A 25746-nucleotide genomic window follows, 5' to 3' on the forward strand; every position below is an offset into this window, starting at 1 on the left:
CATTTATATAATTAAATAAAATTAATGAATATATTTTATATGGGGAAATATTCATCCCCTGTTGTGGAAAATAATGAGTTATGGTGAAATTTGAGCGCAAAGAACCAATCAAATAAATGTTTACCGCTATTTAAAAGAATAAAGGGTATCAGTTTTCATATATCTATCTGGCTGAAAAAAGCCTAAGTGGAGAACGCATTATGGAAGCAAAAATTGTTATTCAATCTGCTGAAGAAAGGACAGATCTTGGTGATGAGGCAGAGGAGCTTATTGATAATAATTGGCCTCTATTTATGAATTATGATGCAGTCGCTGAACAACATTGGCATAAATTATATGAACCTGGTTTTAGTCACTTTCAAAAACTTGCCATTCTGCAACAGGGGAAAGAAGAGCGTCTTATTGGCCTGCTGAGCTCAATTCCTTTTCCCTGGGAAAATCATTCATTAGATCAATTGCCTGATGAAGGATGGGATGCTGTATTTGACGCTGGTGGGAAAGCGAAAGGAAAGGTGCAAGCCAACCTGGTTTCTGCCCTGAGTGTGACGGTTGATCCTGCGTTTCGAGGGCAAAATATTCCAGCTTTATTAATTAACAGTTTGAAACAGACTGCCAGAGATGAGCGGTTGCAGGGGCTGGTTGTTCCTGTCAGGCCGAGTTTGAAAAGCCAATATCCCCTGCAAGACTTCATCGAATATTGCGGATGGAAAAATGATAAAGGCGAACCGTTTGATCCGTGGATCCGTACCCATTGTCGATTAGGTGCCAAAATCATTAAGCCCGCTCTGCGCTCCATGGATATTTATGGCACTTTGGAACAGTGGCAGGAATGGACAGGCATGAAGTTTCCGCAAAGCGGGGAATATGTCATTCCGGGTGGTCTGGTGCCATTGGTGGTAGATGTTGAAAAACAGATGGCTTATTACATTGAGCCTAATTTGTGGATGTACCACAGCCTCGATTAAAAATATTTTTCTAACTGTATTTGTACTTCGTTTTTATCGTAACTGTATAACCAGTTCACATTACTGCGATTGTGTCGATGGTGGAAAGTTAAAGAGGGTGTCATGCCCAATATCTTAGCGGCAGGAAATTTAATGGCGGCAGTATAGATCTGTTCATTATCCTGGCGTCTGGCACCCAATAATGCGCTGTAAGCACCGAAGCGTTGTTGCCTCAAAGTAACAAGCAACGAGCCATTAATGCGGGGATAGAGTTGTCCAGCTATTCCCGCACTTATGCCCCATTGTTGGTAGCGATCTGCCGGGTGTTGATTATTTCGATAGCTCCAATTGCCGCCACCAAACAGAATTAATTTTTCATTGATGACATGAGATAGGCTGAAATAGGATGAGGAAAGCCCGCCGTCTTTCCTGCGGTAAAGCGGCTGATAACGCAATTTCTTATGTCCAAGTTCAATATTAAGGAAAGTTTGTTTGGTGATAGTCCATTGCCACTCTATTTTGGCACCAATAGCATGGTATTCGGTATTCCCTGCACGCTGTTGATATTCAAATAGAGGACCAAAAGATAAATCCTGGTTCCTGTTTTTATAGTTGTAGCCACTGGTCAGCAAGAACATATTTTCGTTTTCGTCGTGATAATTGCGATAATTTTCACCATAAATCAGGCCGCGGCCAAAAATGCCGTGATGGCCAACAAGCGGGTAACGTCGGCTTAAGGTAGCGCTGTAAGTCCCGCCCCATGCTTTGACAGGTTTCGGTATGCTCCGTTCAATGATGCACTGTCCCTTTATTGAACGCAGACAGATTGGTTTCTGATTTGGAGACATATTGATATTATCGTCATAGGCATAGCCAAATGAGAATGAACCGCTCCAGTCATTTCTTTGGGTTACTGCGGCCAGATAACGGTCGATATTCTTCAAGACCATTTCTGGTAATTGATATTGTTTACTGATTTCTTTAAATAATTGCGCAGACTCCCGATTTTTGTGATCTTCAAAATAAATACGAGCCAGCTCCAGTTTAATGCGGGTAAAATTCGGTTTTTGACGTAGGATCTTTTGATAATAAGAAGTCGCCAGTGCTAAATTCCCTTTAAGATGTGCGAGTCCGCCTTGAGCAAAATCGATAAGTAACGGATCGTACCCAGGAATTTTTTGATAAATCAGCATAAGGCGTCTGACGTTTTGCCACTGATGATGGTTAATAGCAAGGTACAGAGCTTGGCCGATGCCCTTAAGATTATTTTCCACTTTTATAGAAATCGCGTTTGGGACTTCATTTTTCTGTTGATTATGTTGTTGATTGTATCGTGCTTCTTGCCAAATCTTGTGGCTAATATCTTCATTGGCATAAACTGTCGGGGAAAAGACGGAGATCAGCAATACCATAAGAAATATTGGCAATATTTCCTTTGCAGTCACTTTTTTTTGATCAGACATAGCAAAGCCCGCTTCATAACATCCCGATTTATTTGAAATAAACAGCTTGAAATAAACAGGATAAAGAAGATGAGAGAAAACAGTGCCCAAAATGAAAATGACACTGCTTTCTGGGGAATTAATTATTTCACTCTAGTACCATAGAAATCAGTGTCTTTTGTTCTGTCGCTATAATATAAGATGTGGCCTTCCAAAGAGTTAATGTTGGCACCAGATAATTTTCCATAGGTGTGCCCAATCATGCCGTTGGATCTGGCTATACCCAAAAAGTTGCCGTAATCAGTTATCTTGGCCTCAATACCTACAGTTTGTGAACTATTGCTCATTGAGCCACTCAATACGTAGTTACCAAAGTCTGCGACAAAATTACCGGAGAGGGGATTTTTACGGTCATCTTGGCTAATGCCTTGTACTTTATAGATTGCAGCACCGCTATCTGGCAGCTTGGCTGCCACCTCCTTGCCGGTATACAAGATAGTATGGGAGATATCTGATTTATCGGGCGTTTTTTGGGCCCATTCCCCAAAGTAAATTTCCCCCTTTTCTTGCTCGAATAGAAAATGTGGGTTGGTTTCTTGCTGGCTTATATCCTCTCCAATTTTTGCCTGAACCTGCGTAGTAAATCCAATAACGCTTAACATGGCGATGAATATATTGAGTTTTTTCATAAGCAGCCTCACAGAGTATTGAATGCCTTGTTATCCTGTTATAAGAGCGTCCTGAACTTTTTGGGTGAAAATTATGCGCAAAAAACAGACAACAAATGAAATGTATACTGGATAAATAGCGGTGTAAATGATGAGTTATTGTTATGTTTTGTATTTGTTGAATTTCATTGCTTACTTAAATTAGAGTTACGTAAATTAAAAACTAATTTATTGAAATAAAATATAAAAATTGCAATTAGATGAACAGAAAAACAGTGCCAAAAATGACACTGTTTTCTGGGGAATGAATAATTATTCTTTAGAACCGCCGAAGGCAGTATCTTTGTTTCTGTCGCTATCAAATTTGGCATACCCTGCCAAAGAGGAGGCGGAATCACCGTAGAATTTTCCATCGGTAACGCCATTTATGTTGCTGTTGGCGGTGGCTTTACCGGAAAATCCGGCATTGTCATTTATACTGGCATCAATACCAATATTGAGTGAACCATTGTTCAGTGAACCATTCAGCTTTTTGTTACCAAAATCCGCAACGAGTTTGCCGGAGAGGAGATTATTGCCGCTATACTGGCTCAGGCCTTTGACTGTATAGGACGCAGTGCCACCCGTTGGTAGTTTGGTTGTCACATTTTCGCCCGCATAAAAAACAGTATGAGTAACATCCGATTTATCGGGCGTTTTTTGGGCCCATTCTCCAAAGTAAACTTCTGTATTGGGAATCTGACCGATATCGATATACTGGTTCTCGATACCGAAAAATGAACCATCCACTTCGGCATGATAGATACCATTCTTGTCGAGTGTGGCGAAATTTTTCAGTTGGGAGGCAGGAATTAATTTATCTTTTACTATAGGTATAGGTAAAGAGATACCCAGGGCGGGTTCACCATTTACCTCTCCGATTATAAGATGTGGGTCAGTTTCTTGTTGGCTTATACCGTAGCCAACTTTTGCCTGAACTTGTGTGGTGACGCCAAGAACGCCTAACATAGCGATGAATATATTGACCTTTTTCATGTGCAGCCTCACTGAATATCGAATGTTTTTTATCCTGTCATAAGAACGTCCTGAATTTTTTTGTGAAAACCATGAACAAAAAATGTACATCAAATAAAATGTATGTCAGGCAAATAATGGTGTAAATAATAAGCTATATTTATGTTTCTTATTTGTTTGGTTTCATTGTTTGTACAATTTAGATTTTAACTAATTAAGATTAAATTATTTTTTGGGGTGAAATGTATTTGTGGATGTTTTATCGCTTCAATTAATCCACTAATCGTTGAGGATGGGTATACATTGTTGCCCGTCCTGGCTTGCAAAATCCGATCAACGTTAAATTACATTTCTGGGCGACTTGAATGGCGAGTGAGGTTGCGGCAGAAACAGCAAATAAAATTTCTACCCCACAATGAGCTGATTTTTGCACCATCTCATAACTGGCACGGCTGGAAACCAACACAGCACCTTGTTGCCAGCCTGTTTTAGCTCGCATTCCCAGTAACTTATCCAGTGCAACATGGCGGCCAACATCTTCACAACCACCCAGCAATTTGCCCTCTGGGTCAATCCAACCCGCCGCATGGGTACAGCCAGTGAGCACGCCGATTTCCTGAACATGCGGTAATTGGGCAAGCGCAGTATCAAGGCAGGAGAGTGAAAACGTTTGGGTGAAAGGCAGGGGCGTAATTGGGCGAAAGATCTCTGCGAGTTGTTCGGTGCCACAAATACCGCAACCCGTTCTCCCAGCTATATTGCGTCGGCGCTCTTTTAATCCCGCAAAACGGCGGCTGGAAAGCTCAATGTGCAGTTCAATGCCGCCATGGCAGCTAAGTATTGGTTCAATCCCCCGGATTTCCTGCGCAGATGTGATAATCCCTTCTGACAAGGAAAACCCGATAGCGAAATAATCAAGATCTTTCGGGCTGGCCATCATCACGACATGGGAAATACCGTTGTAGACCAATGCAACAGGGACTTCCTCTGCTACCCAATCCGGCGTTGGACTGCTCAAGGAGCCACTTTGTTTGGCATTTTTTTGTTGTACATTGGTGCGAAAAACACCGCTGATTCTCTCCATAGTTAACCCATTTTCTGACCTTTTATTTTTCATTAATGAATTCCCCAATAGTTTGATTCATAATACTGTTTGTGTGGATAATATATTACCAACCCGTGTCCTGATAAGAAGCAAATACACCCACGGAATTCCGTTAGGCAGTGTGTTAGCAATATTAATGAGCAATGTGAGTGAGGAGATCCCCATGCAAGTCAGCAGAAGGCAGTTCTTTAAGATCTGCGCTGGCGGTATGGCGGGTACGACGGCAGCCGCGTTGGGGTTTGCCCCAACCGCCGCGATTGCACAAACACGTAACTACAAATTGCTGCGTGCGTGTGAAACCCGAAATACCTGTACATACTGCTCTGTCGGTTGTGGATTATTGATGTACAGCCTTGGTGATGGCGCCAAAAATGCCAAATCGACTATTTTTCATATCGAAGGGGACCCGGATCATCCTGTAAACCGTGGTGCCTTATGTCCTAAAGGGGCTGGCTTGGTGGATTTTGTGCACAGCAAAAATCGCCTGCGCTATCCAGAATATCGTGCTCCTGGCTCTAATCAATGGCAGCGAATAAGCTGGAATGAAGCCTTCGATCGTATCGCGAGATTGATGAAACAAGACCGCGATGCCAATTTCATCCAAACCAACCAAGATGGTGTGACGGTTAACCGCTGGCTGACAACAGGCATGTTATGTGCGTCTGCGGCCAGTAACGAAACCGGTTTTTTATCACAGAAATTTAGTCGCGCTCTCGGCATGCTTGCCGTAGACAACCAGGCGCGTGTCTGACACGGACCAACGGTAGCAAGTCTTGCTCCAACATTTGGTCGCGGTGCGATGACCAACCACTGGGTGGATATTAAGAATGCGAACTTGATTGTCGTGATGGGCGGGAATGCGGCTGAGGCACATCCTGTCGGTTTCCGTTGGGCAATGGAAGCTAAAATTCACAACAACGCTAAACTGATTGTTATCGATCCTCGCTTTACCCGTACGGCATCCGTGGCGGATTTCTACACGCCTATCCGTTCTGGTACGGATATTGCCTTCCTGTCAGGTGTGATTTTATACCTGCTAACCCATGAAAAAATTAACCGTGAGTATGTCGAGGCTTACACTAATGCCAGCCTGATTGTGCGGGAAGATTTCTCATTCGATGATGGCTTGTTTAGCGGCTATGATGCTGAAAATCGCCAGTACGATAAAACGACATGGCACTATGAGTTAGATGAGAAGGGCTTTGCCAAACGGGACAAAACGCTGAGCCATCCACGTTGTGTCTGGAACCTACTGAAAGCTCACGTCAGCCGTTATACACCGGATGTCGTGACTGATATCTGTGGAACACCGGAGGAAGATTTTCTCAAGGTGTGTGAATATCTGGCAGAAACCAGCGCGAAAGACAAAACTGCTACTTTCCTGTATGCATTGGGTTGGACGCAACACTCCATCGGCGCCCAAAATATCCGTACAATGGCGATAATCCAATTGCTGCTCGGTAATATGGGTATGGCAGGCGGTGGCATCAATGCGCTGCGCGGTCACTCCAATATTCAGGGACTGACAGATTTAGGGTTGTTATCCCAAAGCTTGCCGGGGTATCTCTCCCTGCCATCGGAGAAACAGGCTGACTTGCAAACCTATTTGCAGGCGAACACACCAAAAGCCACCGTTACAGGTCAGGTCAACTATTGGGGAAATTATCCGAAGTTCTTTGTCAGTCTGATGAAGAGTTTTTATGGTGATAATGCCCGTAAAGAAAATGATTGGGGCTTCGATCTGTTGCCGAAGTGGGATAAGCCTTACGATGTCTTGCAATATTTTGAAATGATGTCGAAAGGGGAAGTGAATGGCTATATCTGTCAGGGCTTCAATCCGATAGCATCATTCCCGGACAAGAACAAAGTCGTCGCCGCTTTGTCGAAGCTGAAATTCCTGATCACGGTTGATCCTCTCAGTACCGAAACATCATCCTTCTGGCAAAATCATGGTGAATTCAACGATGTTAATCCTGCCACCATTCAGACTGAAGTATTCCGTTTACCCTGCTGCTGTTTTGCCGAGGAGAATGGTTCAATAGTCAATTCAGCTCGCTGGCTGCAATGGCACTGGAAAGGTGCGGACGCGCCAGGGGAAGCGATTGGGGATGGTGAAATTTTGTCAGGCATCTTCAAGCGCCTGCGTGATTTGTACCGTGAAGAAGGCGGTGCTGCGCCAGAACAAGTCCTGAGCATGACATGGGATTATTTCGATCCTGACGCACCAACAGCGGAAGAGGTGGCCCAAGAAAGTAACGGTCGCGCTTTGGCTGATTTGCTGGATAACAGCGGCAATGTTTTGGTGAAAAAAGGGCAGCAATTATCCTCTTTCGCCCAATTGCGTGATGATGGCACTACCGCCAGCGGCTGTTGGATTTTCGCTGGAAGCTGGACGCCGGAAGGTAACCAGATGGCGCGCCGCGATAATACTGATCCATCCGGGATAGGGAATACATTGGGTTGGGCATGGGCGTGGCCATTGAACCGCCGCATTCTGTATAACCGCGCATCTGCCGATCCACAGGGCAATCCGTGGGACCCTAAACGTCAGTTGATTGCCTGGGATGGCGATAAATGGGGCGGTGTGGATATTCCAGATTACAGCAACGCAGCGCCGGGAACGGATGTCGGACCCTTTATCATGCAGCCAGAAGGCATGGGGCGTCTGTTTGCCATCGACAAAATGGCAGAAGGGCCGTTCCCTGAACATTACGAGCCGTTTGAAACGCCGTTAGGAACCAATCCGCTGCATCCGAATGTGGTTTCCAATCCGGCCGCCCGTGTGTTCAAGAGCGATTTTGAAGCCATGGGTAAAGCCGATAAATTCCCTTACGTCGGCACCACTTACCGCCTGACTGAGCATTTCCATTTCTGGACAAAACATGCGTTGCTAAACGTTATTGCCCAACCAGAGCAGTTTGTGGAAATTGGTGAACGATTGGCGGCAGAGAAGGGCATCAAACAGGGCGATACCGTTAAAGTTAGCTCCAGTCGTGGTTATATCAAAGCCAAGGCAGTAGTGACGAAGCGTATTCGTACCTTGAATGTTCACGGCCGTGAAGTGGATACCATCGGTATTCCGATTCACTGGGGTTTTTTGGGCGCGGCGAAGAAAGGTTTTCTTGCGAATACCCTGACGCCGTTTGTCGGTGATGCCAATACGCAGACGCCGGAATTCAAGGCATTTCTGGTTAATGTGGAAAAGGTGTAAGGGAGAAAAATTATGTCATTGCAATCCCAGGACATTATTCGTCGCTCTGCCACCCATTCATTGACTCCCGCGCCTCGTGTGCGGGATCACCAGCAAGAAGTGGCAAAGCTGATCGATGTGACAACCTGTATTGGCTGTAAAGCGTGTCAGGTAGCATGTTCAGAATGGAACGACATTCGTGATGAAATTGGGCACAACGTTGGTGTTTATGATAATCCGGCCGATCTGACAGCGAAGTCGTGGACCGTGATGCGATTTTCCGAAGTGGAGGAGCATGGCAAGCTAGAATGGTTAATCCGCAAGGATGGGTGTATGCACTGTGCCGATCCGGGGTGCCTGAAAGCCTGTCCGGCGGAAGGCGCGATTATTCAATATGCTAATGGCATCGTTGATTTTCAGTCAGAACAGTGCATCGGCTGTGGCTATTGCATTGCTGGTTGTCCATTCAATGTACCGCGCATCAACAAAGAGGATAATCGTGCCTACAAATGTACTTTGTGCGTTGACCGTGTTGGTGTAGGGCAAGAACCGGCTTGTGTGAAAACTTGTCCAACCGGCGCGATTCATTTCGGTAGCAAGCAGGATATGAAAGCGCTGGCGGCAGAGCGGGTTGAAGAGCTTAAGGGACGTGGCTATGAAAATGCCGGTCTGTACGATCCCGAAGGCGTAGGCGGAACTCATGTCATGTATGTGCTGCACCATGCCAACAAACCTCAGCTCTATCATGGATTGCCGGATAATCCGGCTATAAGCCCAACTGTCACATTCTGGAAAGGTATCTGGAAGCCATTAGCTGCAATCGGTTTTGCCGCGACTTTTGCTGCTGCCATTTTCCATTACGTGGGTATTGGTCCGAACCGTATTTCCAGAGAAGAGGAAGAAAGCGCACTTAAAGAGGTTGATTCGGACAAGGCAAATAATGAGGAGGTGAAGAAATGAAAAAGCGTAACGATATCATTATCCGCCATTCTCCGGTTGAGCGAATCAATCATTGGGCGGTTGTGATTTGCTTTCTGTTTACCGCCATCAGTGGATTAGGTTTTTTCTTCCCCTCCCTGAACTGGCTGATGAACATCTTTGGTACGCCGCAATTGTCACGGATATTGCATCCGTTTGCGGGTTCGGTGATGTTCTTTCTGTTTGTCTTTATGTTTTTCAGGTATTTCAAACATAACCTGATCGACAGGGATGATATCGAATGGGCGAAAAATATTCATAAGGTACTGCGTAATGAGGAAGCGGGGGATATCGGGCAGTATAACCTCGGCCAGAAAGGCATTTACTGGTCAGTAAGTCTCTGCCTGTTTCTACTGCTTATTAGCGGCATTATTATCTGGCGCCCGTATTTTGCGGAATATTTTCCTATCCCCTTGATCCGAATTGCTTTGCTGGTTCACTCACTGGCGGCGGTTGGTCTGATCCTGACGATTATCATCCATGCTTATGCGGCGTTTTGGGTGAAGGGATCAGTGCGGGCAATGGTAGAAGGTTGGGTCACACGTGGCTGGGCGAAAAAACATCATCCACGTTGGTATCGTGAAATGGTGAAACAAGAGCAGCAAAAAGAAAAAGAGTGAGTTTGAGGCAGGGTATTTTGTGTACTTTGATAGCCACTTCTTGTTTTTGTCCCTCAAATGAGGGACAAAAAACGGAAAGTGGTGATTAATGTTAGTTGTAATTTTCAGTGGAAAATAAAAATATCAAAATAAATCAAATGGATATAAAAAATATTTTACACCTTGAAAAGGAACCAAATATAGACTAAATTAAGACTACTTTAGTTACTAAAGTGCACCAAAGCGGAATTTGGCATAAAACATCAGACAAAATTTGAAATCACAAAGCGGCTTAAGTGCCGAGCGTATCTGACATCTTCTTAATGTCAGCACGAAGCTTACTGGCTGCATATGCAAAAATAGTAATTCCACGCCAATGGATTGGCAAAGAATTTGTCACTATTAGTTTATGCAAACATAAAGCGGTAACTCTTCGTTATTAAAGTAAGATTATTTCTTACAATAGGAGCAATTAAATGAAAATAGAAACAATCAGCTACATAAAAAAGCATGCCGCTATGCTTGAGCTGTCGGAGCCAATACTGGTTACCCAGAATGGCCTGCCTGCTTACGTTATTGAATCCTTTGAAGACCGCAAACAACGAGATGATGCTATTGCATTACTGAAATTACTTGCGATATCTCAAAAAGACAAACAGTCAGGAAAATTACATTCGCGTGACCAGTTATTGGAAGATATTTAATACTTATCAATGACCAGGGGGAAATGTGTCCGAAAATAAAACTGTAACAATAAAATACACTGACACTGCAAAATATAGCGTTAAAGATATTGCGAACTTTTTACGGGCTAAAGATATTGATCCTTCACCCATAATTAACGATTTCATTTCAGAATTCGAAAGTAAGGTGGGCATTTTTCCATTATCGTGCCCAATCTCGTTTCAGTTAAGTAAGATTGGTGTATTTGAGTATCGTGAGTGTAATACAAAAAATGGATACAGGATCCTTTACACTGTCGATTCGGAAACTGATGTAGTCGTACACATCATTTTAAATCAACGTCAAGACATACAGGCGCTGCTTCTAAAACGCATGATAGAGTACCGCATTTAATTTTGCGTTACCGTTTTAGGTGGATTGATTGCTTACTGCCTTAAATGGAAGAAACCATCACTGAAAGTGTTCTACTCAGAAGAAGATGTTCCAGTGACAGCTTAAACGGAACTCAGGTTAGCTATAGTTGCTCTCAGTAAAGTACGGGAAACCGGAGGCCGTTTTCTCCTCCGGTTTATTGACTTTTATTGACTGATGAGTGCCTTGAGCTGCTTATTAACCTGCTGTTTATCAAAAGGCTCCAGTGACTCACTTGGGGATAATCCCACAAATTCTAATTGTTCTGCTTCATCTTCAGTCAGGAGTTTCTTTTTTCTCAACTTGAGCAAATAGTTCCAATTCCAAATGCCACCGGAATCTTCTGCCGGACACATGCCATTACCTGCGGTCACTTCAGGCTGGATAATATCTTTTGGCAAAACTTTCTCGACTGTTATTTGATGGAACCAATCATCGCCAAAGTCATATTGGTAGTTGAATTCATCCCCAACTTCTTCCAGAAATGCACCGATGCACAATTGGTCATATTGTTCTTCTGGAATATCGATTCCTGCAAAACTAAAACTGAATAGATGAGCATTTTCCCAGCCCATGGCAGTTTGTATCACATCATGAAATTCACTGAGTGTGAGTTGATTGCTGACACGGATCCGGCGCCATACGGCGGGTGTTGCATCGAATAAACTCACTTTAACAACCAAACCTTGCGGCTCAATTTCTTCCTCTTGCTCCATGTAGAAATATTCAAAGCTGAGTTCAGACAAGGTATCAAATAAGGCAAATCTCTTGCGATTTAATCCAGGATCTCTGAGGGCATAGGCCAAATCTAAATATTGCTCTACCAGATATGGCGCTTGTGGTGGCAATCTGTATTGTTCGATTGAAGCGGAATAAGTCAGACGTTCAATAAACAGCTCGCGGTTTGCGTAGTAATAGAGCTTCAATAAATCTCTGGGTTTTTTCGCTTTCAACAGACATTCTTCTGGCGCCAGCCAGCTCAATATTAATGATGAACCCATGGTGATGCCAAGACGATTCTGATCCTGTCGCTTCAGATCAGCTTTATACCCGAACTTCTGGCTCCAGTGTTCAAGCTCAAGGGCTTCCGGCTGTGTCCATTCGACGGGAAGTTGTGACAACCAATAAAGTGAGTTGAGATCGAGTGGGGTATGTTTATTTTGCTGGACTGAAAATATCCACGGTAAAATTTGTTGCAGCCAGTCAGGGGAGACTGGAGTAAAGTCAACATATGCTTCACTATTATTGCTCAACTCTTCAATCAGTTCGGGGATTGTGCTCTCAGGAGCAATATTCATAAAGCTTTCGCGGATACCAGATTTAAAATCCAGCATCATATTCATTTGATATTCTTGACCATCCAGTGTGATTGTCATCATCATGCTGGCACAGTCATTTCCATCAACATGAGTGACGTATAATTCGTGTATCTTTGCTGTTTCCCGTGGCTTATTGTGGTGCGACATCGCCTTTTTTTTCCAACGCTTAAAACAGGAGTGAATGGCAGGATGGCGGTTAAATCGTGCACACAGATTGATCAGTTGCAGGTAGGATACGTTTGCCCATGCAGAGGAAGGGCAATCGTCCAATGTTTGCGCACAGGCAAGGGCAATGGGTTCTTCAAAGTATTGAGTGAGTAATAACAGGGCATCTATCCCCCATGAATGCTTGGCGACTTCCGTCAATAGATGAGGTAAGGCTTCATGAGGAATGACAGAAAGACCGCTTTCAAAAAAGTCAACAAATTCAATGCCAGAATGAATTTCAAACTGCTTAAACAGTTGGTTCAAGTCTAAGGATTTTTTAGGGAAAGTCGCTATGTTGGTGTCATCAGTAGATTGGGGGGCATCCAGTAACGGAGTGATGTCAGTGTTGATATGAAACTGATTTCTTTTCAGGATTGATATACATAACAACATGCATTCGCTATTAATTTCGAATTCTTCTTTGGTATTCACCAAAATTTGCTCAATGATCTCTTCGAACAGTTGTTTGGTTTCAGCAGGTAATTTGTTTACTGTTAATGCAAGTTCTGCTATGGCAACTTCAAGCCAATGGTTAATGCTGTCGCCTATCTCCGTCATCGCTTCTTTGGGTAGCGCTAGCACCAGGCTAATCAACAAGAAGACATTTTCTGGATCGGAAAACCACTGTATCTGTTTTTGGGTTAAGGAGCGCTGTTTATCGGAAGTATGGGCGTATTTTTCTATTGCAGATAGCAATTTTTCAGGTGTTAATTTCATTATCAACCTCTTCAATATCTTCAATATATCTATATTTCAACCAAGAAGAGTGCTGGCTATCACGCTGTCATATCCACCATTCCCCTTTACGATTATTCAATAGTCTAACCTGAATTTTTGTGAAGGCAGTAAGTTTGTGTTCAAATTTATTCACGTTATCTCCAGGTTGCTGCTTTGTGGTCTGTAACTTGAAATCGATAGGATCTGGCAATGCCATTCCGCTGTGTGGCGGGGTAAGATGGTTGGGGACTGACATTCAACATAACTAGAAGGTAAGATTCATGAGTATTCGCATTGCTCCTATTCCCCCATTATTGTTTGTCAACCTGAAAACACTTTACCAGCAGCGCGCTAATCGTTTGAAAACATTGGCAACCGAAAACAATCCATTTGCAAGTTACCTGAATTTTGCGGCAGAGGTTGCACAAGCACAGCAAAAGGCGTTGTATGACAATCCGTTGGCGATGGAATTGGATGAGCTTCTTGGTCATTCTCAGCAAGAAATTCGTGTTCCACTGGATTGTAAAACATTACACCGTACCCAGCATTGGCAGAATATTCTGCACGCCCTGATTGTGGAATTGCGGCTTACCGTACCTGAACATGTGAAACCCGCCCTCGAAAATCTGGCAAAAAATTCAGAACAAGAGTTAGAAGAGATGGCGAGTGCGCTGCTCAATAGTGAATTCAGCAAAGTTAGTGCTGATCAGGCGGTATTTGTCTGGGCAGCGTTATCTGTCTATTGGGCACAAATGGCCAGTTTGATCCCCGGCAAGGCACGGGCGGAATATGGAGAACATCGCCAGTTTTGCCCGGTTTGTGGCAGTATGCCGGTTGCCAGTGTGGTGCAAATCGGCACTCATCAAGGATTGCGCTACCTGCATTGTAACCTGTGTGAAAGTGAATGGCATGTTGTCCGCATCAAATGCAGTAACTGTGAACAAACCCGTGATCTGAATTATTGGTCACTGGAGAGTGAGCAATCGGCAATCAAGGCAGAAAGTTGTGGTGATTGTGGTAGTTATCTCAAAATTCTGTATCAGGAAAAAGATCCGAATGTTGAGGCTGTGGCTGACGATCTGGCGTCATTGATTCTGGATGCCAAAATGGAAGAAGAAGGTTTTGCTCGCAGTAGCCTGAACCCTTTTTTGTTTCCTAACGAATAAATGGGGTGGGGAAGCGATGACACAAGCAATCAACGCGCTGTACCGTCAATTACCCTCCATTGACAGATTGTTGCGAGAACCGGAAATCACCTCGTTGATTGCGTTATATGGACAGACGCAAGTGGTGGAGATATTGCGGGACATGCAAGAACAGGCGCGGTTTAATATTCTTGAATATCAGACCTTGCCAGAGTGGAGTGGCGATTGGGCTGCATTATTGCAGCGAAGATTGGACAAAGTTCAAGCAACTGCCTTGAAACCCGTCTTTAACTTGAGCGGAACGGTGCTTCATACCAATTTGGGCCGTGCATTGTTAGCGGAATCGGCAATTGAAGCCGTGACACAGGCAATGCGTTCGCCGGTCACGCTGGAATATTCTCTTGATGGTGCTAGTCGCGGGCATCGTGATCGCGCACTGGCTGATTTACTCTGTACGTTAACAGGGGCAGAAGATGCCTGCATCGTTAACAATAATGCCGCCGCCGTTTTACTGGTGCTGGCAACAGTGGCGCAAGGAAAAGAGGTTGCCATTTCCCGCGGTGAATTGGTAGAGATTGGCGGAGCGTTCCGTATTCCTGACGTGATGGTGCAAGCCGGTTGTCGTTTGGTGGAAGTGGGAACAACTAACCGAACGCATTTAAAAGATTATCAGCGGGCAATCAATTCTGATACCGGCATGTTGATGAAGGTGCATACCAGTAATTACAGTATTGAAGGCTTCACAGCTGAAGTATCGGCAGAAGCCTTGGCGATGCTGGGTATGGCATCCCAAATCCCGACAGCCATCGATCTTGGTAGTGGCTCCATGACCGACATGACACAGTATGGTTTGCCGGCTGAGCCGATGCCCCAGGATTACCTGAACCATGGTATCGATTTGGTGACCTTTTCTGGTGATAAATTATTGGGTGGCCCGCAAGCTGGCATTATTGTTGGCAAAAAACAGTGGATAGACGCTATCCAGCAGCATCCTCTAAAGCGCGCATTGCGGGCAGATAAAATGACGTTGGCGGCACTGGAAGCCACTTTGCGTCTCTACCAACACCCTGAGCAGCTTCATCAGAAATTACCGACTTTGCGCCTGCTGACTCGTACACAGGGTGAAATCCGTGATATGGCGCAACAGCTCATTCCCCAACTTCAGGCATATTACAGCGAAAAATTTATTGTTCGTGATGAACCTTGCTATTCCCAAATTGGCAGTGGTTCTTTGCCAGTGGATCGGTTGCCCAGTTGGTCGCTGACTTTTACCGCCATCGATGGTCGTGGCAGCACATTGGAAAATTTGGCTCACCAATGGCGCAATTTGAAAAAACCGGTGATTGGGCGTCTGTATGATGGTCGGTTATGGCTGGATCTGCGTTGCCTGGAAGATGGAAATGCATTATTGCGGGCACTTTTGTTGTTATAAAAATTGCTGTTATAAGAAATAGGCTTGATAACTATGATTTTTGCCACGGCGGGACATGTTGATCACGGTAAAACAACGCTCATTCAAGCGATCACGGGGGTTGATACTACCCATTTGCCGGAAGAGAAAAAACGCGGGATGACTATCGATCTCGGTTATGCCTACTGGCCGCAGCCAGATGGATCGGCGGTGGGGTTTGTCGATGTGCCGGGACATGAAAAATTCCTGTCCAATATGTTAGCGGGGATGGGGGGAATAGATCATATCCTGCTGGTTGTCGCTTGTGATGATGGTGTCATGGCTCAAACGCGGGAACATCTGGCAATTTTACGTTTGATTGGGCGACCTGATATTACGGTTGTACTGACCAAAGCGGATAGCGTCGAACAAGCACGGATTGAGGAAGTCCGGCAACAAGTCGGGCAATTATTAGCATCACAAGGTTGGCAATCGGTGCCTTTGTTTATAACGGCAGCCGCTACAAAAGAAGGCATTATCCCACTAAGAGAGCATTTGCAGTCTATTCACCAGTCTTATGCTGTCCATCAAATTTGCTCTTCTTCTTCTTTTGCCCGGCAAAATTTGCAGTATGAAAAATTACAGCAACGCTTTCGTTTGGCTATCGATCGGGTTTTTACTATTAAAGGTGCCGGATTGGTTGTCACCGGAACGGCGTTAGCAGGAAGTATCAATGTTGGCGATATGTTATGGCTGACTGGCCGTGATCAAACCGTGAGAGTGCGTGGCTTGCACGCCCAGAATCAACCCGTTCAGTGTGCTACAGCGGGACAGCGTATTGCATTGAATATTATTGGGAATATCAGCAAAGAGCAAATTTCCCGTGGCGACTGGCTGTTATTACAAAAACCCTCGTTTGCGGCTGAAAAAGTGTTAGTCGAAATTGAAGCGGATTTACCGCTGCAAAACGGGCAATCTCTCCATATCCATCATGCCACCAGCCATATCACCGGCAGAATTTCTATCCTGAACTCGCTAACCGCTACGCCAATATTGGCTGAGCTGACGCTGGATCGTCCTTTGTGGCTGGTGGAAAATGATCGCCTGATACTGCGAGACATCAGCGCCAGAAAAACGCTGGCAGGGGCACGGGTCGTTAGCTTAAATTCCCCGCGCAGGGGAAAACGCCAGCCTGAATTTCTTCATTGGTTATCCCAACTGGTTCGAACGAGCAACCATCTGGAAAATCTCACCTTATATTTAACGCGTGGTGCACTGTCACTCAGCCACTTTGCCTGGGCACGTCAGTTAACAGAAAGTCAGCTCAACAACTTGTTGGTTGGGATGGAAGTGATGGTTGCGGGTGATTGGGTATTATCGCAGCATCATGCGGTATTGGCAGAACAAAAACTATTGCAGATTGTCGTGGAATACCACGAAAAACACCCCGATCAATTGGGGGTGGGTAAGGCGCGTTTGAAACGAATGGCTTTGCCGACACTGGATGACATGCTGGCTTATAAACTTATCAATCGGCTATTGGAACAAGAAAAGCTAAAACAAACCCATGGTTGGTTGCACTTGCCTGAGCATGGATTGATGTTTACCCCAGAGCAGGTGTGTTTGTGGTTAAAAGCAGAGCTTTATTTTAAAGCGGAAGCGTGGTGGGTACGCGATTTGGCAACTGAAATGGGGGAAGATGAAGAGGTCATTCGTCGTCTTTTGCGAAAAGCAGCACAATTGGGACTCATTATCGCCATTGTGTCTGATCGTTATTACCACCGACAGTATATTCAGCGGCTTGCTGATTTAATTCGCCGCTATTCTCAGACTAAGGGCGGCATAACAGCAATCGATTTTCGCAATGAGTTGGGGATTGGACGGAAATTAGCGATTCAAATACTGGAATACTTTGATCGCACGGGTTTTACCCGCAGGAAAGCGAATTTGCATGTTTTACGGGATGAGGGCATTTTTTAGCATTTTATTTACAGTATCTTTGACAATCTGTGCTATTTTTCATCGGGTTGGCAAACTGAACTCATGTGTGGAATTCAATAGAGTATGAAAAAGAAGATAATCTCGAGGATTTATCTTGGATTGTTGTTGATTGCTTCCTTGATATTAGTGTTTGAGAAAGGTGGAGATATTTATCCTGCACTGGTGTCTGTCGGCGTATTCGGCATCATCTTTGGCCTGGCTTTTTTAGTTTCAGCGCGCTGGTTATTTTCGACGGTGTTCACTGGCACGCTATTTATCATCCTAAAATTCCTCAACCAGATAAAAATCCATTACTACAAAGAACAACTGATGTTTTCTGATTTGAATGTGATGTTAGATCCTTCAAATCAGGAGACTTTGCGCCATTATTGGCTGGCGGGTATTGCTGTAGTGGCGATGATTATCTGGTTGATATTCAACATGATATTGAGCTGGAAAATAGTCCCTTCTGCGCGTGGGATCAAATGGCGCTTCGCCAGTATCATTTTGATGATCGTGAGTGCCTGGGGTGTCAACTTAACGGTTAGTGCCTATCATGCGCAATGGCAAGGGGAATTACCGAAGGGGCGGGGAACGGTGACTAATATGGTAATGTCTGCCTCGGATGCACAATATCAGCCGCCAAAATTTGGCTCATCTGCTGATTATTTCTTGCAGCAGGCGAAACAAGTGACGTTGCCTGAACCTCAGTCAGAGGTTAAACCCGATGTGGTTGTCTTGCTGCAAGAATCCACGGTCAATCCCCATATTTACCAATTACCTGCCAAAGTGCAGTTGCCCGATCTTTACATGTTCCGGCGTGATGCGGGTGTCAGTGCCCAAAGTCCACTCAGGGTACAAACCTTTGGTGGCGGAACTTGGTTATCTGAATTCTCCGTTTTAACCGGATTGAATACGGATGATTTTGGTTCACGTAAAAATGCGGTATTTTATTTTGTCGTTGATCACCTGAAAAACAGCCTGTTTCGTGCAATGAAAGATAATGGCTATTACACAGTTGTTCTGACACCGTTTAATAAGTCTGCTTACCATGCGGGACATGCTTACAAGACACTGGGTGTTGATCGAATTATCCAACCGCAGGAGTTAGGGTATCCCGCAGACATGGATGAAAATTTGTGGAAAATCCCGACACAAGATATGTTGTCTTATGTGAAAACTATCCTGGCTAAGGAAACAGACAAGCCGATTTTTATTTTCTCTCTCACCATGTATGAACATGGTCCTTATGAAGAGAGCCATCATGATGATTATGGCTTGGCTGGCAATGTTGATTCGGCAACAGCGACAGGTAAGTTTAGCCATTATATGGAAAAAATTGTGGCCTCTGATCCTGCCATCAGGGATTTCAGTGAATTCGTTGCTAATCGCGATAAGCCTACCGTTTTCCTCTATTTTGGTGATCATCAACCGAACATCAATTTTGATCACTATAATTCTCCGCTGCCTGATCCAGCACATGTGACTCAGTTTACTCTGCGGGATAACCTGAAACAGGGAGCGTCGATAACAACGGGCAAGCTGACCGATATCTCTTTCCTTGGCGGAATGATTCTGGAACGTGCCCGCTTGTCAGCGCCAGCGTTTTACCAAGCGAATATGATCATGCGCCATTTGTGTGATGGTGCCTTGAATGATTGTCAGGATAGTGCACTGGTAGAGAGTTATAAGCATTATATTTACCAGCAGTTGGAAGCGGCAGGTCAGGAATAATGTTATCCCTTCTGTCGGTGATGCTACTGACAGAAGGGATGTGTTATCGATATACCGCTACAATATGGGAACTATGCGTGAAACCATTCAGTTATTGTATGGCGGTGATGCGATAAGCGCAGCGTCGGTGACCACTCAGGATATATTCGGTTCTTTCCACATTGGCTTGCAGGATCTCCCGAAACAGTTTCAACTCTGTCCGACAAAAACCCTGACACAATTTGGCGGCGGCACAAATTGGACAATGGTTTTCAAAAAACAAAATAGCGCCATTTTCCTCAACAGAATAATGAGCCATATAACCTTCTCGGCAGCGAATCGAAACCAGACGCTCAACCTTCTCCTGTAACCCAGTGGCACCTTCCATCGCCTTTTTATAGTTGGAAAAAGCCTCTTTTTCACGGGCTCTGATAATCAAATCCATAGCATCTTCACCCAACTGATTATGGATAATCGAGATCAGTTGCGTTGTTAACTCTGCGTGAGCATCAGGAAATTTGGCATGGCCTTTCTCTGTGATATGCCAGAGCTGCACTGGACGCCCAACCCCCCTTGTTTCTGATTTTGCTTCAACTAACCCCTCTTTAGCCATTTTCACAAATTGCTGACGGGCTGCTTCTCCAGTTGTTCCCAATAATTTGCCGGCATCAGAGGCTTGTAAGGCACCTTGAGTTTTTAGCAACATTAATAGCTTTTCACTCACTGTTTGCCCTACGATTATACTATTTTCCAAGTCATCGCTTGACATATTGTTGATCCCGACATTAATTTATTCCAAGATTTATCTTGTTTAATTTAGCGTAAGACTTTTCACAACTCAACCGGTGTTCAGGGCAAAAATGATGATAATGACTGAGGAAAGCCGCTGGAGGGATCTGTTTTCCAGCAAAAATGCACCGAGTGCGATAGCACTTTCATTAGGCGTGGTATTGATGGCAATTAATACCTTAATTGCGATTACGATTCTGCCTTCTGTCGTCAATGATATTGGAGGATTAAATCTTTATGCCTGGAATACGACATTGTTTGTCGTGGCATCGATTATTGGTTCCGTTCTTTCTGCGAGATTGTTGAGTGCATTGGGTGCAAGAAACGCTTATCTGATTGCATCAGTGGTCTTTTTTATCGGTAGCTTACTCTGTACTCTTGCGCCAACAATGGAAGTGATGTTGGTTGGCAGAACCATTCAGGGCCTTGGCGGTGGATTTCTGTTCGCTCTTTCCTATTTGATGATTAATCTCGTCTTTGCCCAATCACTTTGGCCGCGAGCTATCGCATTGGTTTCGGGGATGTGGGGGGTAGCGACTTTAATCGGGCCAGCTATTGGCGGTGTTTTTGCTGAAATGGATGCATGGCGTTATGCATTTGGCATTATGCTTCCTATTATTCTGTCTTATGCTGTATTTACCTGCCTGATTTTACCTAAAACAGAGGTGCAGAATAAAACCAAAACAGCACTGCCCATTGTGCAATTGATTCTGTTATCGGCAGCGGTACTGGCGGTTTCTTCTGGCAGTTTGTCGCCAGATGTTCGGTTCAACATTCTCGGCATTGTTGCCGCTGTGATATTCATCTTTTTATTGATCATTTATGAGCGTAGAGCTTCAGCCAGGTTATTGCCTGAACGTTCCCTAAGTTTACGTTCTCCTCATTTGGTCTTATTTACTACCCTATTTCTATTGGTAGTGGGTTTATCGGGGGATGTTTTTATTCCCTATTTTTTGCAAATTCTGCATGGGCAATCCCCTTTTGTTTCTGGTTACATGGTTGCGTTCGTGGCAATGGGTTGGACTATAGGAGAAGTACTCAGTGCTAGCTGGCAAGGGAAAAAGATGCGGTTTGCGATTATCAGTGGGCCTGTCTTCATGTTGGTTGGTATGTTGCTGTTGCTTGTGTTGCTGCCATCCCAGTCAGCAGGGGAACGGCAGATTATACTACCGATAATCCTGGGATTGGGGATGTTTGGTTTTGGGGTTGGATTCGGCTGGCCTCATCTTTTGACGCTCATTTTACAGGTTTCCCGTGATGCGGATAAAAGCATCGCCGGTTCATCTATTACCACCATACAGTTATTTGCCTCTGCATTTGGTTCTGCGTTGGCGGGGATGACCGTCAATTTATTTGGATTTTATCAGCCAGGAGGCGTTGAAGGGGCCGCTTCTTCTGCATATTGGCTATTTTTACTCTTCTCCATTGCACCAATATTGGCATTATTAACAGCATTTCAATCAGCGAAAATTAAGGCTGAGGAATAAATTTATTATCAACGGCATTATTATAAAAAAGTAATGCCGTTTTCTTGATTACGTGTGATGGGAGATATGGGAAAACCCATAATAAATGATGCAATCATAAGCCTGCTTAAGTATTTAACAATTATATTGTTATATTTAGGTAATCTATCAAATATAAAGAAAAAGATAGAGCCTGATAAAGAATAAAATATGATAGGGAAAGACAGAATGCTTATAACGACTGCGCCGGAGAATGTTATTTCATCTTTCATTAATACTAATGAAACAGCAGATTTAATAATGAAGGACATCAGAAACATAATGAATAATAACAATATTACTCCACCCAAAGCTTTTAAATATTTGCTATTCACCTAATTCTTCCCATCGTATTGAAAAAATATTGTAAGTCTGTTTCCATTGTTCTTAGCTTTCTCTTCATTGATTCTTTTGATAATGCTATTAACTTTTCTCTAGAACAAAGATATCAGCTTCAAACCCTACATAACAAGGGATTTCCATAATATCAGATAACAGAAACCATTGGCGTTCATCCCATAATTGTTTCACTTGAACTGAAATGTAATACTCTTGGTGAACAATAAAACATTATTAATATCATGAAAAATAATTTAAAAGCCTCTGAAATTTAGAGGCTAAACAGGGGGGACATGAAAACAGGGTATTTGTAAAAATTATCATTTACACAGTGATAATTTTTTTACGTAAGTTGTTGGAGACATCCACGATATTTTATCACATGTAACATAACCATCGATTTTTAATTTGTAGTCAACATAAAACGATATAGGAAAACTAATAATAAATGATGCAATCATAAGCCTGCTTAAGTGTTTAACAATTATCTTATTATATTTAGGTAATCTATCAAATATAAAGAAGGATATAGAACCTGATAAAGAATAAAATAATAGAGGGGAAGACATGATGCACATAATTACTGTACTGGAAAATGTTATTTCATCTTTCATGAGTATTAATGAAATAAAAGATCTAATAACTACGCTCATCATAAATGCCATTATCAATAACAGTATTGTTACTCCTATTGCTTTAAAATATTTTTTATTCATCTAATTTTTCCCATGGTATTGAAAAAATATTGTAGGTTTGTTTCCCATGTTCTTGGCTTTCTCAACGATCTGTGCTTTTACTCCGGGGTTGCAGGCTTGATAGGTGTAATTTAATTGAAAGGTTTTATGGCAGGCGTAGCAGTGATAACGCTGATGACTACTGCTGCCTTTTCCATGTCTTTTGATATCTTCTGTTTTCTGACAATAACGACAAACCACATCAACTTTCGCCATATCTCACCTACCATAAAAAACGGGGATCTTACCACAACATCTAATTATTGGGTGCATGACCGTCTTTAAATATACCTTCAATAATTCGATACCCAATAGAAAATATAATACAGAATCTAACCCCTCCAATAATATTTGAATTAAGTCCCTGTTGTCCTATCCCCATCATTAGCATTTGAGGATGATTAGCACAATATCGTGTTCCTCGGATATCTTACCCATGATCTCACGTTTATCTCAGGAACAGCTAAAGCCTTATTGAAAAAATATACCGCCAAAATGATGCCAGAAAATGCGGGTAATCAAGTTGGTCGTGCAATCACTCGCTTTGCTCTTGTCGCAATGGCAGGAGAAATAGCGACAAGAGCTGGAATTACAGGCTGGCAACAAGGGGAAGCGTATACAGCGGCTGAAAAGTGTCTCGCTGCATGGATGAAAGAGCGCGGACACACTGCGAATCAGGAAGGTATGCTGGTCAAAACTATTCATGGATTGGCCACGCGGACAACCTGAAAGATGCGATGATCCACGCATGGCAGGCGTATTTTAGCTAAATAAAATAAATGGGACCGTGGTCCCATCTTATTTTTCCGTTATCTGTCCTGTCCCCAAACATTAGGACATTCCTGCACAGCAACCCGTTCACTATGACAAACAGTACAGGGCGATTCGTCCGTTAAACCCAGTCCAGTACCGTGACAATCAACGCAAACCTGTTTGAATTCACCTACTCCTAAACATTCGTCACAAATAGCTGAATTAGTCATAATTTCCCATATGGATTATAGTGATTAATGGCATATGTATTGACGTATGCCAAATTTAGCATATGCTATGGCATATGTTAATCTGTTTTATTTAGAGGTAATTTAATTATGGAGCGAGTAGCAAAAATTTTCAAAAATGGGCGTAATCAGGCAGTTAGATTACCTGTCGCATTTGAGTTCGATACTGACCACGTTTACATTCGGAAAAACGAAAACGGGGACGTTGTTCTCTCAAAAAATAAACTGTCCACTGACAATTGGGATAATTTTTTTAGGGTGCTCAGCGCTGTGTCTGTACCTGATGATTTTTTAGATACAAATGATCGTAACCAGGACGCTACCGAACGTGACCCATTCGAGGGAGTTTTTTAATGTATATGCTGGATACAAACACGGTCAGTTACATATTTCGCCAACATCCAGCGGTAACCGCTAAATTGCGAACCATACCACCATCAGAAATATGTATTTCCAGCATTACTGAGGCCGAGTTGCGCTATGGTATCGCTAAACGCCAAAACAGAGCGCTGGAAAATATCGTAAACACATTTATCGATTCAATTACTGTTTACGATTTGGATCAAAACGCGGCAAAAACCTATGGGATATTGCGGGCCAACATGGAAAAAACTGGAAAAATTATGGGGACGATGGATCAACTGATTGCAGCTCATGCGTTAAGTCAAAAATTAACCATCGTTACCAGTGATTCAGCGTTTGGAATGGTTATTGGATTAAATGTTGAGGATTGGACAAAATAAGTGGGACCGTGGTCCCACCTTGTAACTAGTCTCGATAATCAAAAGAGACTTGATAAATATATTTATCCAAATTAATAGAATGACTAAATTTAGGTTGTAAAATAGGAACCCATATATCTAACACATCGAATACGCCATTATTCAGTGTATCATGCAATGGTAAACCGCAACTTTCAATGATGGAATTATCATATCCTAAATCCATTGAATATTCTTCGCCCACAAACTCTTCATTTGTTTTATTGAACCAAGTTAAATTTAATTTAATTCCCATGGTTTTCTCCATTAAAGATATTTTTTAATATTACGTGTTGGGTCTGCTGGTTTCAATTGATTACCAGTCTTGGGATCAAAAGAGCCAAGATGTTCCCCATTGCTGGCTCGATAACCTTCTAGTTCGCCGTGTTGTGAGTCCCACTCGTAAATTCTACGTCCTTTTTCACCAATCCATCTAGCTCGTTTTCCACCGCCTCCTTGTTTTGGAGTTTTTGCAGGTCCTTTTCTTAATTCGCCCAGTCCTTTAATATCTTCAGTTTTTGGTGCAGGATGATATTTGTGACCATCTTGTTGAACACCTTTACGTTGTTTTTCTTTTTCTTTTTCTTTTTCTTTTTCTTTTTCTTTTTCTTTTTTCTTGTTTTCCGCTTTATTGCGACTTTCCATTAGGGGAGCGAGTTCTTTTTTTGTTTGTTCTATTTGATTGTGAACATCTCGTAACTGCGTCGAAAGTTGAATATAGGATGTTATGATTACAAGACTTTGATTTCCTTTAAGACCTTTTGGTCTCACTCTTTCTACAATATTATAAAAATCGTTTGTTTTTGGGTGTTTTAACGCGGCATCAACGAACTCTTTACTATTAATTACTATTTCTAAATCCCAAACACCTAACTTTTTAAAAGAATCAGCATGTTTCTCTTGTTTATTGAATTTAGATACCAAGGGATATTTCACTGGATCAGCTAATGTAAGGCCTTCAGGTGAATTCAAAAGCTGATGCTGAGTTAACATATTAAGAGCAACAGGTGAGATATTAAAAGGGGGAGTCAACTGTGATAAATTTCACAGCTCTCACACCAGAAATAGTAGCCTGATATGCATAAACAAATCAGACAGTATCGACAGTTGA

Annotated in this window: 24 protein-coding genes and 3 pseudogenes; 15 read left to right on the forward strand and 12 right to left on the reverse strand. The window is 43.2% G+C overall.

The features are described from left to right. Nucleotides 1-200: 200 nt before the first annotated feature. On the forward strand, nt 201-965 hold the full coding sequence (locus IQ209_RS16150) for a transferase (RefSeq protein WP_193852255.1): 765 nt from the start codon (nt 201-203) through the stop codon (nt 963-965). On the opposite strand, the gene IQ209_RS16155 is transcribed toward IQ209_RS16150, so the two are convergent. From IQ209_RS16155 to fdhD, 4 genes are all read right to left on the reverse strand, one after another. After that, nucleotides 962-2407, reverse strand: a complete 1446-nt coding sequence (locus IQ209_RS16155) for a porin family protein (RefSeq protein WP_228005934.1) — start codon at nt 2405-2407, stop codon at nt 962-964. The genes IQ209_RS16150 and IQ209_RS16155 overlap by 4 nt on opposite strands. 122 nt (nt 2408-2529) lie before the next feature. Beyond that, nucleotides 2530-3075: a hypothetical protein gene (locus IQ209_RS16160; protein ID WP_193852256.1), complete on the reverse strand. Its 546-nt coding sequence runs from the start codon at nt 3073-3075 to the stop codon at nt 2530-2532. A gap of 291 nt (nt 3076-3366) precedes the next feature. Continuing rightward, the gene (locus IQ209_RS16165) at nt 3367-4089 is read right to left on the reverse strand and encodes a Slam-dependent surface lipoprotein (protein ID WP_193852257.1); all 723 of its coding nucleotides are present in this window, start codon (nt 4087-4089) and stop codon (nt 3367-3369) included. 250 nt (nt 4090-4339) lie between these two features. Then, entirely contained in the window at nt 4340-5185 is an 846-nt protein-coding gene (gene fdhD / locus IQ209_RS16170; protein ID WP_193852258.1) for a formate dehydrogenase accessory sulfurtransferase FdhD, read from the reverse strand. Between the two features lie 151 nt (nt 5186-5336). Between fdhD and fdnG the strand changes: the two genes are divergently transcribed. The 6 genes and pseudogenes from fdnG to IQ209_RS16200 form a co-directional block, all read left to right on the forward strand. Further along, nucleotides 5337-8384 carry a formate dehydrogenase-N subunit alpha gene (gene fdnG, locus IQ209_RS16175; RefSeq protein WP_193852259.1) on the forward strand — a complete coding sequence of 1016 codons (3048 nt, stop codon included), beginning with the start codon at nt 5337-5339 and terminating at the stop codon, nt 8382-8384. A 12-nt stretch (nt 8385-8396) separates the two neighbouring features. Next, entirely contained in the window at nt 8397-9323 is a 927-nt protein-coding gene (fdxH, locus tag IQ209_RS16180; RefSeq protein ID WP_193852260.1) for a formate dehydrogenase subunit beta, read from the forward strand. After that, entirely contained in the window at nt 9320-9961 is a 642-nt protein-coding gene (fdoI, locus tag IQ209_RS16185; RefSeq protein WP_193852261.1) for a formate dehydrogenase cytochrome b556 subunit, read from the forward strand. The genes fdxH and fdoI overlap by 4 nt, the downstream gene beginning before the upstream one ends. 455 nt (nt 9962-10416) lie before the next feature. After that, nucleotides 10417-10644 (forward strand): type II toxin-antitoxin system Phd/YefM family antitoxin, encoded by a 228-nt coding sequence (locus IQ209_RS16190; RefSeq protein WP_189760270.1) that lies wholly within the window; start codon nt 10417-10419, stop codon nt 10642-10644. 25 nt (nt 10645-10669) lie between these two features. Beyond that, the gene (locus tag IQ209_RS16195; RefSeq protein WP_193852262.1) at nt 10670-11017 is read left to right on the forward strand and encodes a type II toxin-antitoxin system RelE/ParE family toxin; all 348 of its coding nucleotides are present in this window, start codon (nt 10670-10672) and stop codon (nt 11015-11017) included. Then, a pseudogene (locus IQ209_RS16200) lies at nt 11018-11122 on the forward strand (IS982 family transposase); the annotation flags it as partial. It lies immediately after the preceding gene. A gap of 80 nt (nt 11123-11202) precedes the next feature. Here IQ209_RS16200 and IQ209_RS16205 read toward each other — a convergent pair. Then, nucleotides 11203-13278: a plasmid pRiA4b ORF-3 family protein gene (locus IQ209_RS16205; RefSeq protein ID WP_193852263.1), complete on the reverse strand. Its 2076-nt coding sequence runs from the start codon at nt 13276-13278 to the stop codon at nt 11203-11205. A gap of 281 nt (nt 13279-13559) precedes the next feature. Here IQ209_RS16205 and fdhE point away from each other — a divergent pair, with 281 nt between their 5' ends. The 4 genes from fdhE (at nt 13560) to IQ209_RS16225 (ending at nt 19527) form a co-directional block, all read left to right on the forward strand. Further along, on the forward strand, nt 13560-14444 hold the full coding sequence (fdhE, locus tag IQ209_RS16210) for a formate dehydrogenase accessory protein FdhE (protein ID WP_193852264.1): 885 nt from the start codon (nt 13560-13562) through the stop codon (nt 14442-14444). Between the two features lie 16 nt (nt 14445-14460). Continuing rightward, the gene (selA, locus tag IQ209_RS16215) at nt 14461-15855 is read left to right on the forward strand and encodes an L-seryl-tRNA(Sec) selenium transferase (RefSeq protein WP_193852265.1); all 1395 of its coding nucleotides are present in this window, start codon (nt 14461-14463) and stop codon (nt 15853-15855) included. Between the two features lie 33 nt (nt 15856-15888). After that, nucleotides 15889-17793, forward strand: a complete 1905-nt coding sequence (selB, locus tag IQ209_RS16220) for a selenocysteine-specific translation elongation factor (protein ID WP_193852278.1) — start codon at nt 15889-15891, stop codon at nt 17791-17793. 84 nt (nt 17794-17877) lie between these two features. Beyond that, nucleotides 17878-19527, forward strand: coding sequence for an LTA synthase family protein (locus tag IQ209_RS16225; RefSeq protein WP_193852266.1), 1650 nt, complete (start codon nt 17878-17880; stop codon nt 19525-19527). Between the two features lie 91 nt (nt 19528-19618). Here IQ209_RS16225 and IQ209_RS16230 read toward each other — a convergent pair whose 3' ends face one another. Continuing rightward, the gene (locus tag IQ209_RS16230; RefSeq protein WP_193852267.1) at nt 19619-20275 is read right to left on the reverse strand and encodes a metalloregulator ArsR/SmtB family transcription factor; all 657 of its coding nucleotides are present in this window, start codon (nt 20273-20275) and stop codon (nt 19619-19621) included. Nucleotides 20276-20369: 94 nt separating this feature from the next. On the opposite strand from IQ209_RS16230, the gene IQ209_RS16235 reads away from it, so the two are divergent. Then, nucleotides 20370-21782 carry an MFS transporter gene (locus IQ209_RS16235; RefSeq protein WP_193852268.1) on the forward strand — a complete coding sequence of 471 codons (1413 nt, stop codon included), beginning with the start codon at nt 20370-20372 and terminating at the stop codon, nt 21780-21782. A 20-nt stretch (nt 21783-21802) separates the two neighbouring features. Here IQ209_RS16235 and IQ209_RS16240 read toward each other — a convergent pair whose 3' ends face one another. From IQ209_RS16240 to IQ209_RS16250, 3 genes are all read right to left on the reverse strand, one after another. After that, complete coding sequence (locus IQ209_RS16240) at nt 21803-22135, reverse strand: DUF1240 domain-containing protein (RefSeq protein WP_193852269.1); 333 nt, start codon at nt 22133-22135, stop codon at nt 21803-21805. Nucleotides 22136-22459: 324 nt separating this feature from the next. Continuing rightward, complete coding sequence (locus IQ209_RS16245) at nt 22460-22855, reverse strand: DUF1240 domain-containing protein (RefSeq protein WP_193852270.1); 396 nt, start codon at nt 22853-22855, stop codon at nt 22460-22462. Continuing rightward, on the reverse strand, nt 22856-23089 hold the full coding sequence (locus IQ209_RS16250; RefSeq protein ID WP_193852271.1) for an IS1 family transposase: 234 nt from the start codon (nt 23087-23089) through the stop codon (nt 22856-22858). Nucleotides 23090-23290: 201 nt separating this feature from the next. Between IQ209_RS16250 and IQ209_RS16255 the strand changes: the two are divergent. Continuing rightward, nucleotides 23291-23554, forward strand: a pseudogene (locus tag IQ209_RS16255) (hypothetical protein); the annotation flags it as partial. 128 nt (nt 23555-23682) lie between these two features. Here the strand turns inward: IQ209_RS16255 and IQ209_RS16260 are convergent. Further along, nucleotides 23683-23856, reverse strand: a complete 174-nt coding sequence (locus tag IQ209_RS16260) for a hypothetical protein (protein ID WP_193852272.1) — start codon at nt 23854-23856, stop codon at nt 23683-23685. 108 nt (nt 23857-23964) lie between these two features. Between IQ209_RS16260 and IQ209_RS16265 the strand changes: the two genes are divergently transcribed. Continuing rightward, complete coding sequence (locus tag IQ209_RS16265) at nt 23965-24228, forward strand: antitoxin (RefSeq protein ID WP_193852273.1); 264 nt, start codon at nt 23965-23967, stop codon at nt 24226-24228. Continuing rightward, nucleotides 24228-24617, forward strand: a complete 390-nt coding sequence (locus IQ209_RS16270; protein WP_193852274.1) for a type II toxin-antitoxin system VapC family toxin — start codon at nt 24228-24230, stop codon at nt 24615-24617. The genes IQ209_RS16265 and IQ209_RS16270 overlap by 1 nt, the downstream gene beginning before the upstream one ends. A 25-nt stretch (nt 24618-24642) precedes the next feature. Here the strand turns inward: IQ209_RS16270 and IQ209_RS16275 are convergent, their stop codons facing one another. Together IQ209_RS16275 and IQ209_RS18430 are read right to left on the reverse strand one after the other, a co-directional pair. After that, nucleotides 24643-24891 carry a colicin E3-like toxin immunity protein gene (locus IQ209_RS16275; RefSeq protein ID WP_193852275.1) on the reverse strand — a complete coding sequence of 83 codons (249 nt, stop codon included), beginning with the start codon at nt 24889-24891 and terminating at the stop codon, nt 24643-24645. 11 nt (nt 24892-24902) lie between these two features. After that, nucleotides 24903-25292: pseudogene (locus tag IQ209_RS18430) on the reverse strand (colicin E3/pyocin S6 family cytotoxin); the annotation flags it as partial. Nucleotides 25293-25746: the final 454 nt, after the last annotated feature.

It is taken from the genome of Xenorhabdus sp. BG5, from assembly GCF_015163665.1.
In the GTDB taxonomy this organism is placed as follows: domain Bacteria; phylum Pseudomonadota; class Gammaproteobacteria; order Enterobacterales; family Enterobacteriaceae; genus Xenorhabdus.

Excerpts from the sequence above, each read along its gene's own strand:
- IQ209_RS16150 (WP_193852255.1), top strand. The coding sequence starts at position 201 with ATGGAAGCAAAAATTGTTATTCAATCTGCTGAAGAAAGGACAGATCTT.
- IQ209_RS16155 (WP_228005934.1), bottom strand. The coding sequence starts at position 2,407 with ATGTCTGATCAAAAAAAAGTGACTGCAAAGGAAATATTGCCAATATTT.
- IQ209_RS16160 (WP_193852256.1), bottom strand. The coding sequence starts at position 3,075 with ATGAAAAAACTCAATATATTCATCGCCATGTTAAGCGTTATTGGATTT.
- IQ209_RS16165 (WP_193852257.1), bottom strand. The coding sequence starts at position 4,089 with ATGAAAAAGGTCAATATATTCATCGCTATGTTAGGCGTTCTTGGCGTC.
- fdhD (WP_193852258.1), bottom strand. The coding sequence starts at position 5,185 with ATGAAAAATAAAAGGTCAGAAAATGGGTTAACTATGGAGAGAATCAGC.
- fdxH (WP_193852260.1), top strand. The coding sequence starts at position 8,397 with ATGTCATTGCAATCCCAGGACATTATTCGTCGCTCTGCCACCCATTCA.
- fdoI (WP_193852261.1), top strand. The coding sequence starts at position 9,320 with ATGAAAAAGCGTAACGATATCATTATCCGCCATTCTCCGGTTGAGCGA.
- IQ209_RS16190 (WP_189760270.1), top strand. The coding sequence starts at position 10,417 with ATGAAAATAGAAACAATCAGCTACATAAAAAAGCATGCCGCTATGCTT.
- IQ209_RS16205 (WP_193852263.1), bottom strand. The coding sequence starts at position 13,278 with ATGAAATTAACACCTGAAAAATTGCTATCTGCAATAGAAAAATACGCC.
- fdhE (WP_193852264.1), top strand. The coding sequence starts at position 13,560 with ATGAGTATTCGCATTGCTCCTATTCCCCCATTATTGTTTGTCAACCTG.
- selA (WP_193852265.1), top strand. The coding sequence starts at position 14,461 with ATGACACAAGCAATCAACGCGCTGTACCGTCAATTACCCTCCATTGAC.
- selB (WP_193852278.1), top strand. The coding sequence starts at position 15,889 with ATGATTTTTGCCACGGCGGGACATGTTGATCACGGTAAAACAACGCTC.
- IQ209_RS16225 (WP_193852266.1), top strand. The coding sequence starts at position 17,878 with ATGAAAAAGAAGATAATCTCGAGGATTTATCTTGGATTGTTGTTGATT.
- IQ209_RS16230 (WP_193852267.1), bottom strand. The coding sequence starts at position 20,275 with ATGTCAAGCGATGACTTGGAAAATAGTATAATCGTAGGGCAAACAGTG.
- IQ209_RS16235 (WP_193852268.1), top strand. The coding sequence starts at position 20,370 with ATGATAATGACTGAGGAAAGCCGCTGGAGGGATCTGTTTTCCAGCAAA.
- IQ209_RS16245 (WP_193852270.1), bottom strand. The coding sequence starts at position 22,855 with ATGAATAAAAAATATTTTAAAGCAATAGGAGTAACAATACTGTTATTG.
- IQ209_RS16250 (WP_193852271.1), bottom strand. The coding sequence starts at position 23,089 with ATGGCGAAAGTTGATGTGGTTTGTCGTTATTGTCAGAAAACAGAAGAT.
- IQ209_RS16260 (WP_193852272.1), bottom strand. The coding sequence starts at position 23,856 with ATGACTAATTCAGCTATTTGTGACGAATGTTTAGGAGTAGGTGAATTC.
- IQ209_RS16265 (WP_193852273.1), top strand. The coding sequence starts at position 23,965 with ATGGAGCGAGTAGCAAAAATTTTCAAAAATGGGCGTAATCAGGCAGTT.
- IQ209_RS16270 (WP_193852274.1), top strand. The coding sequence starts at position 24,228 with ATGTATATGCTGGATACAAACACGGTCAGTTACATATTTCGCCAACAT.
- IQ209_RS16275 (WP_193852275.1), bottom strand. The coding sequence starts at position 24,891 with ATGGGAATTAAATTAAATTTAACTTGGTTCAATAAAACAAATGAAGAG.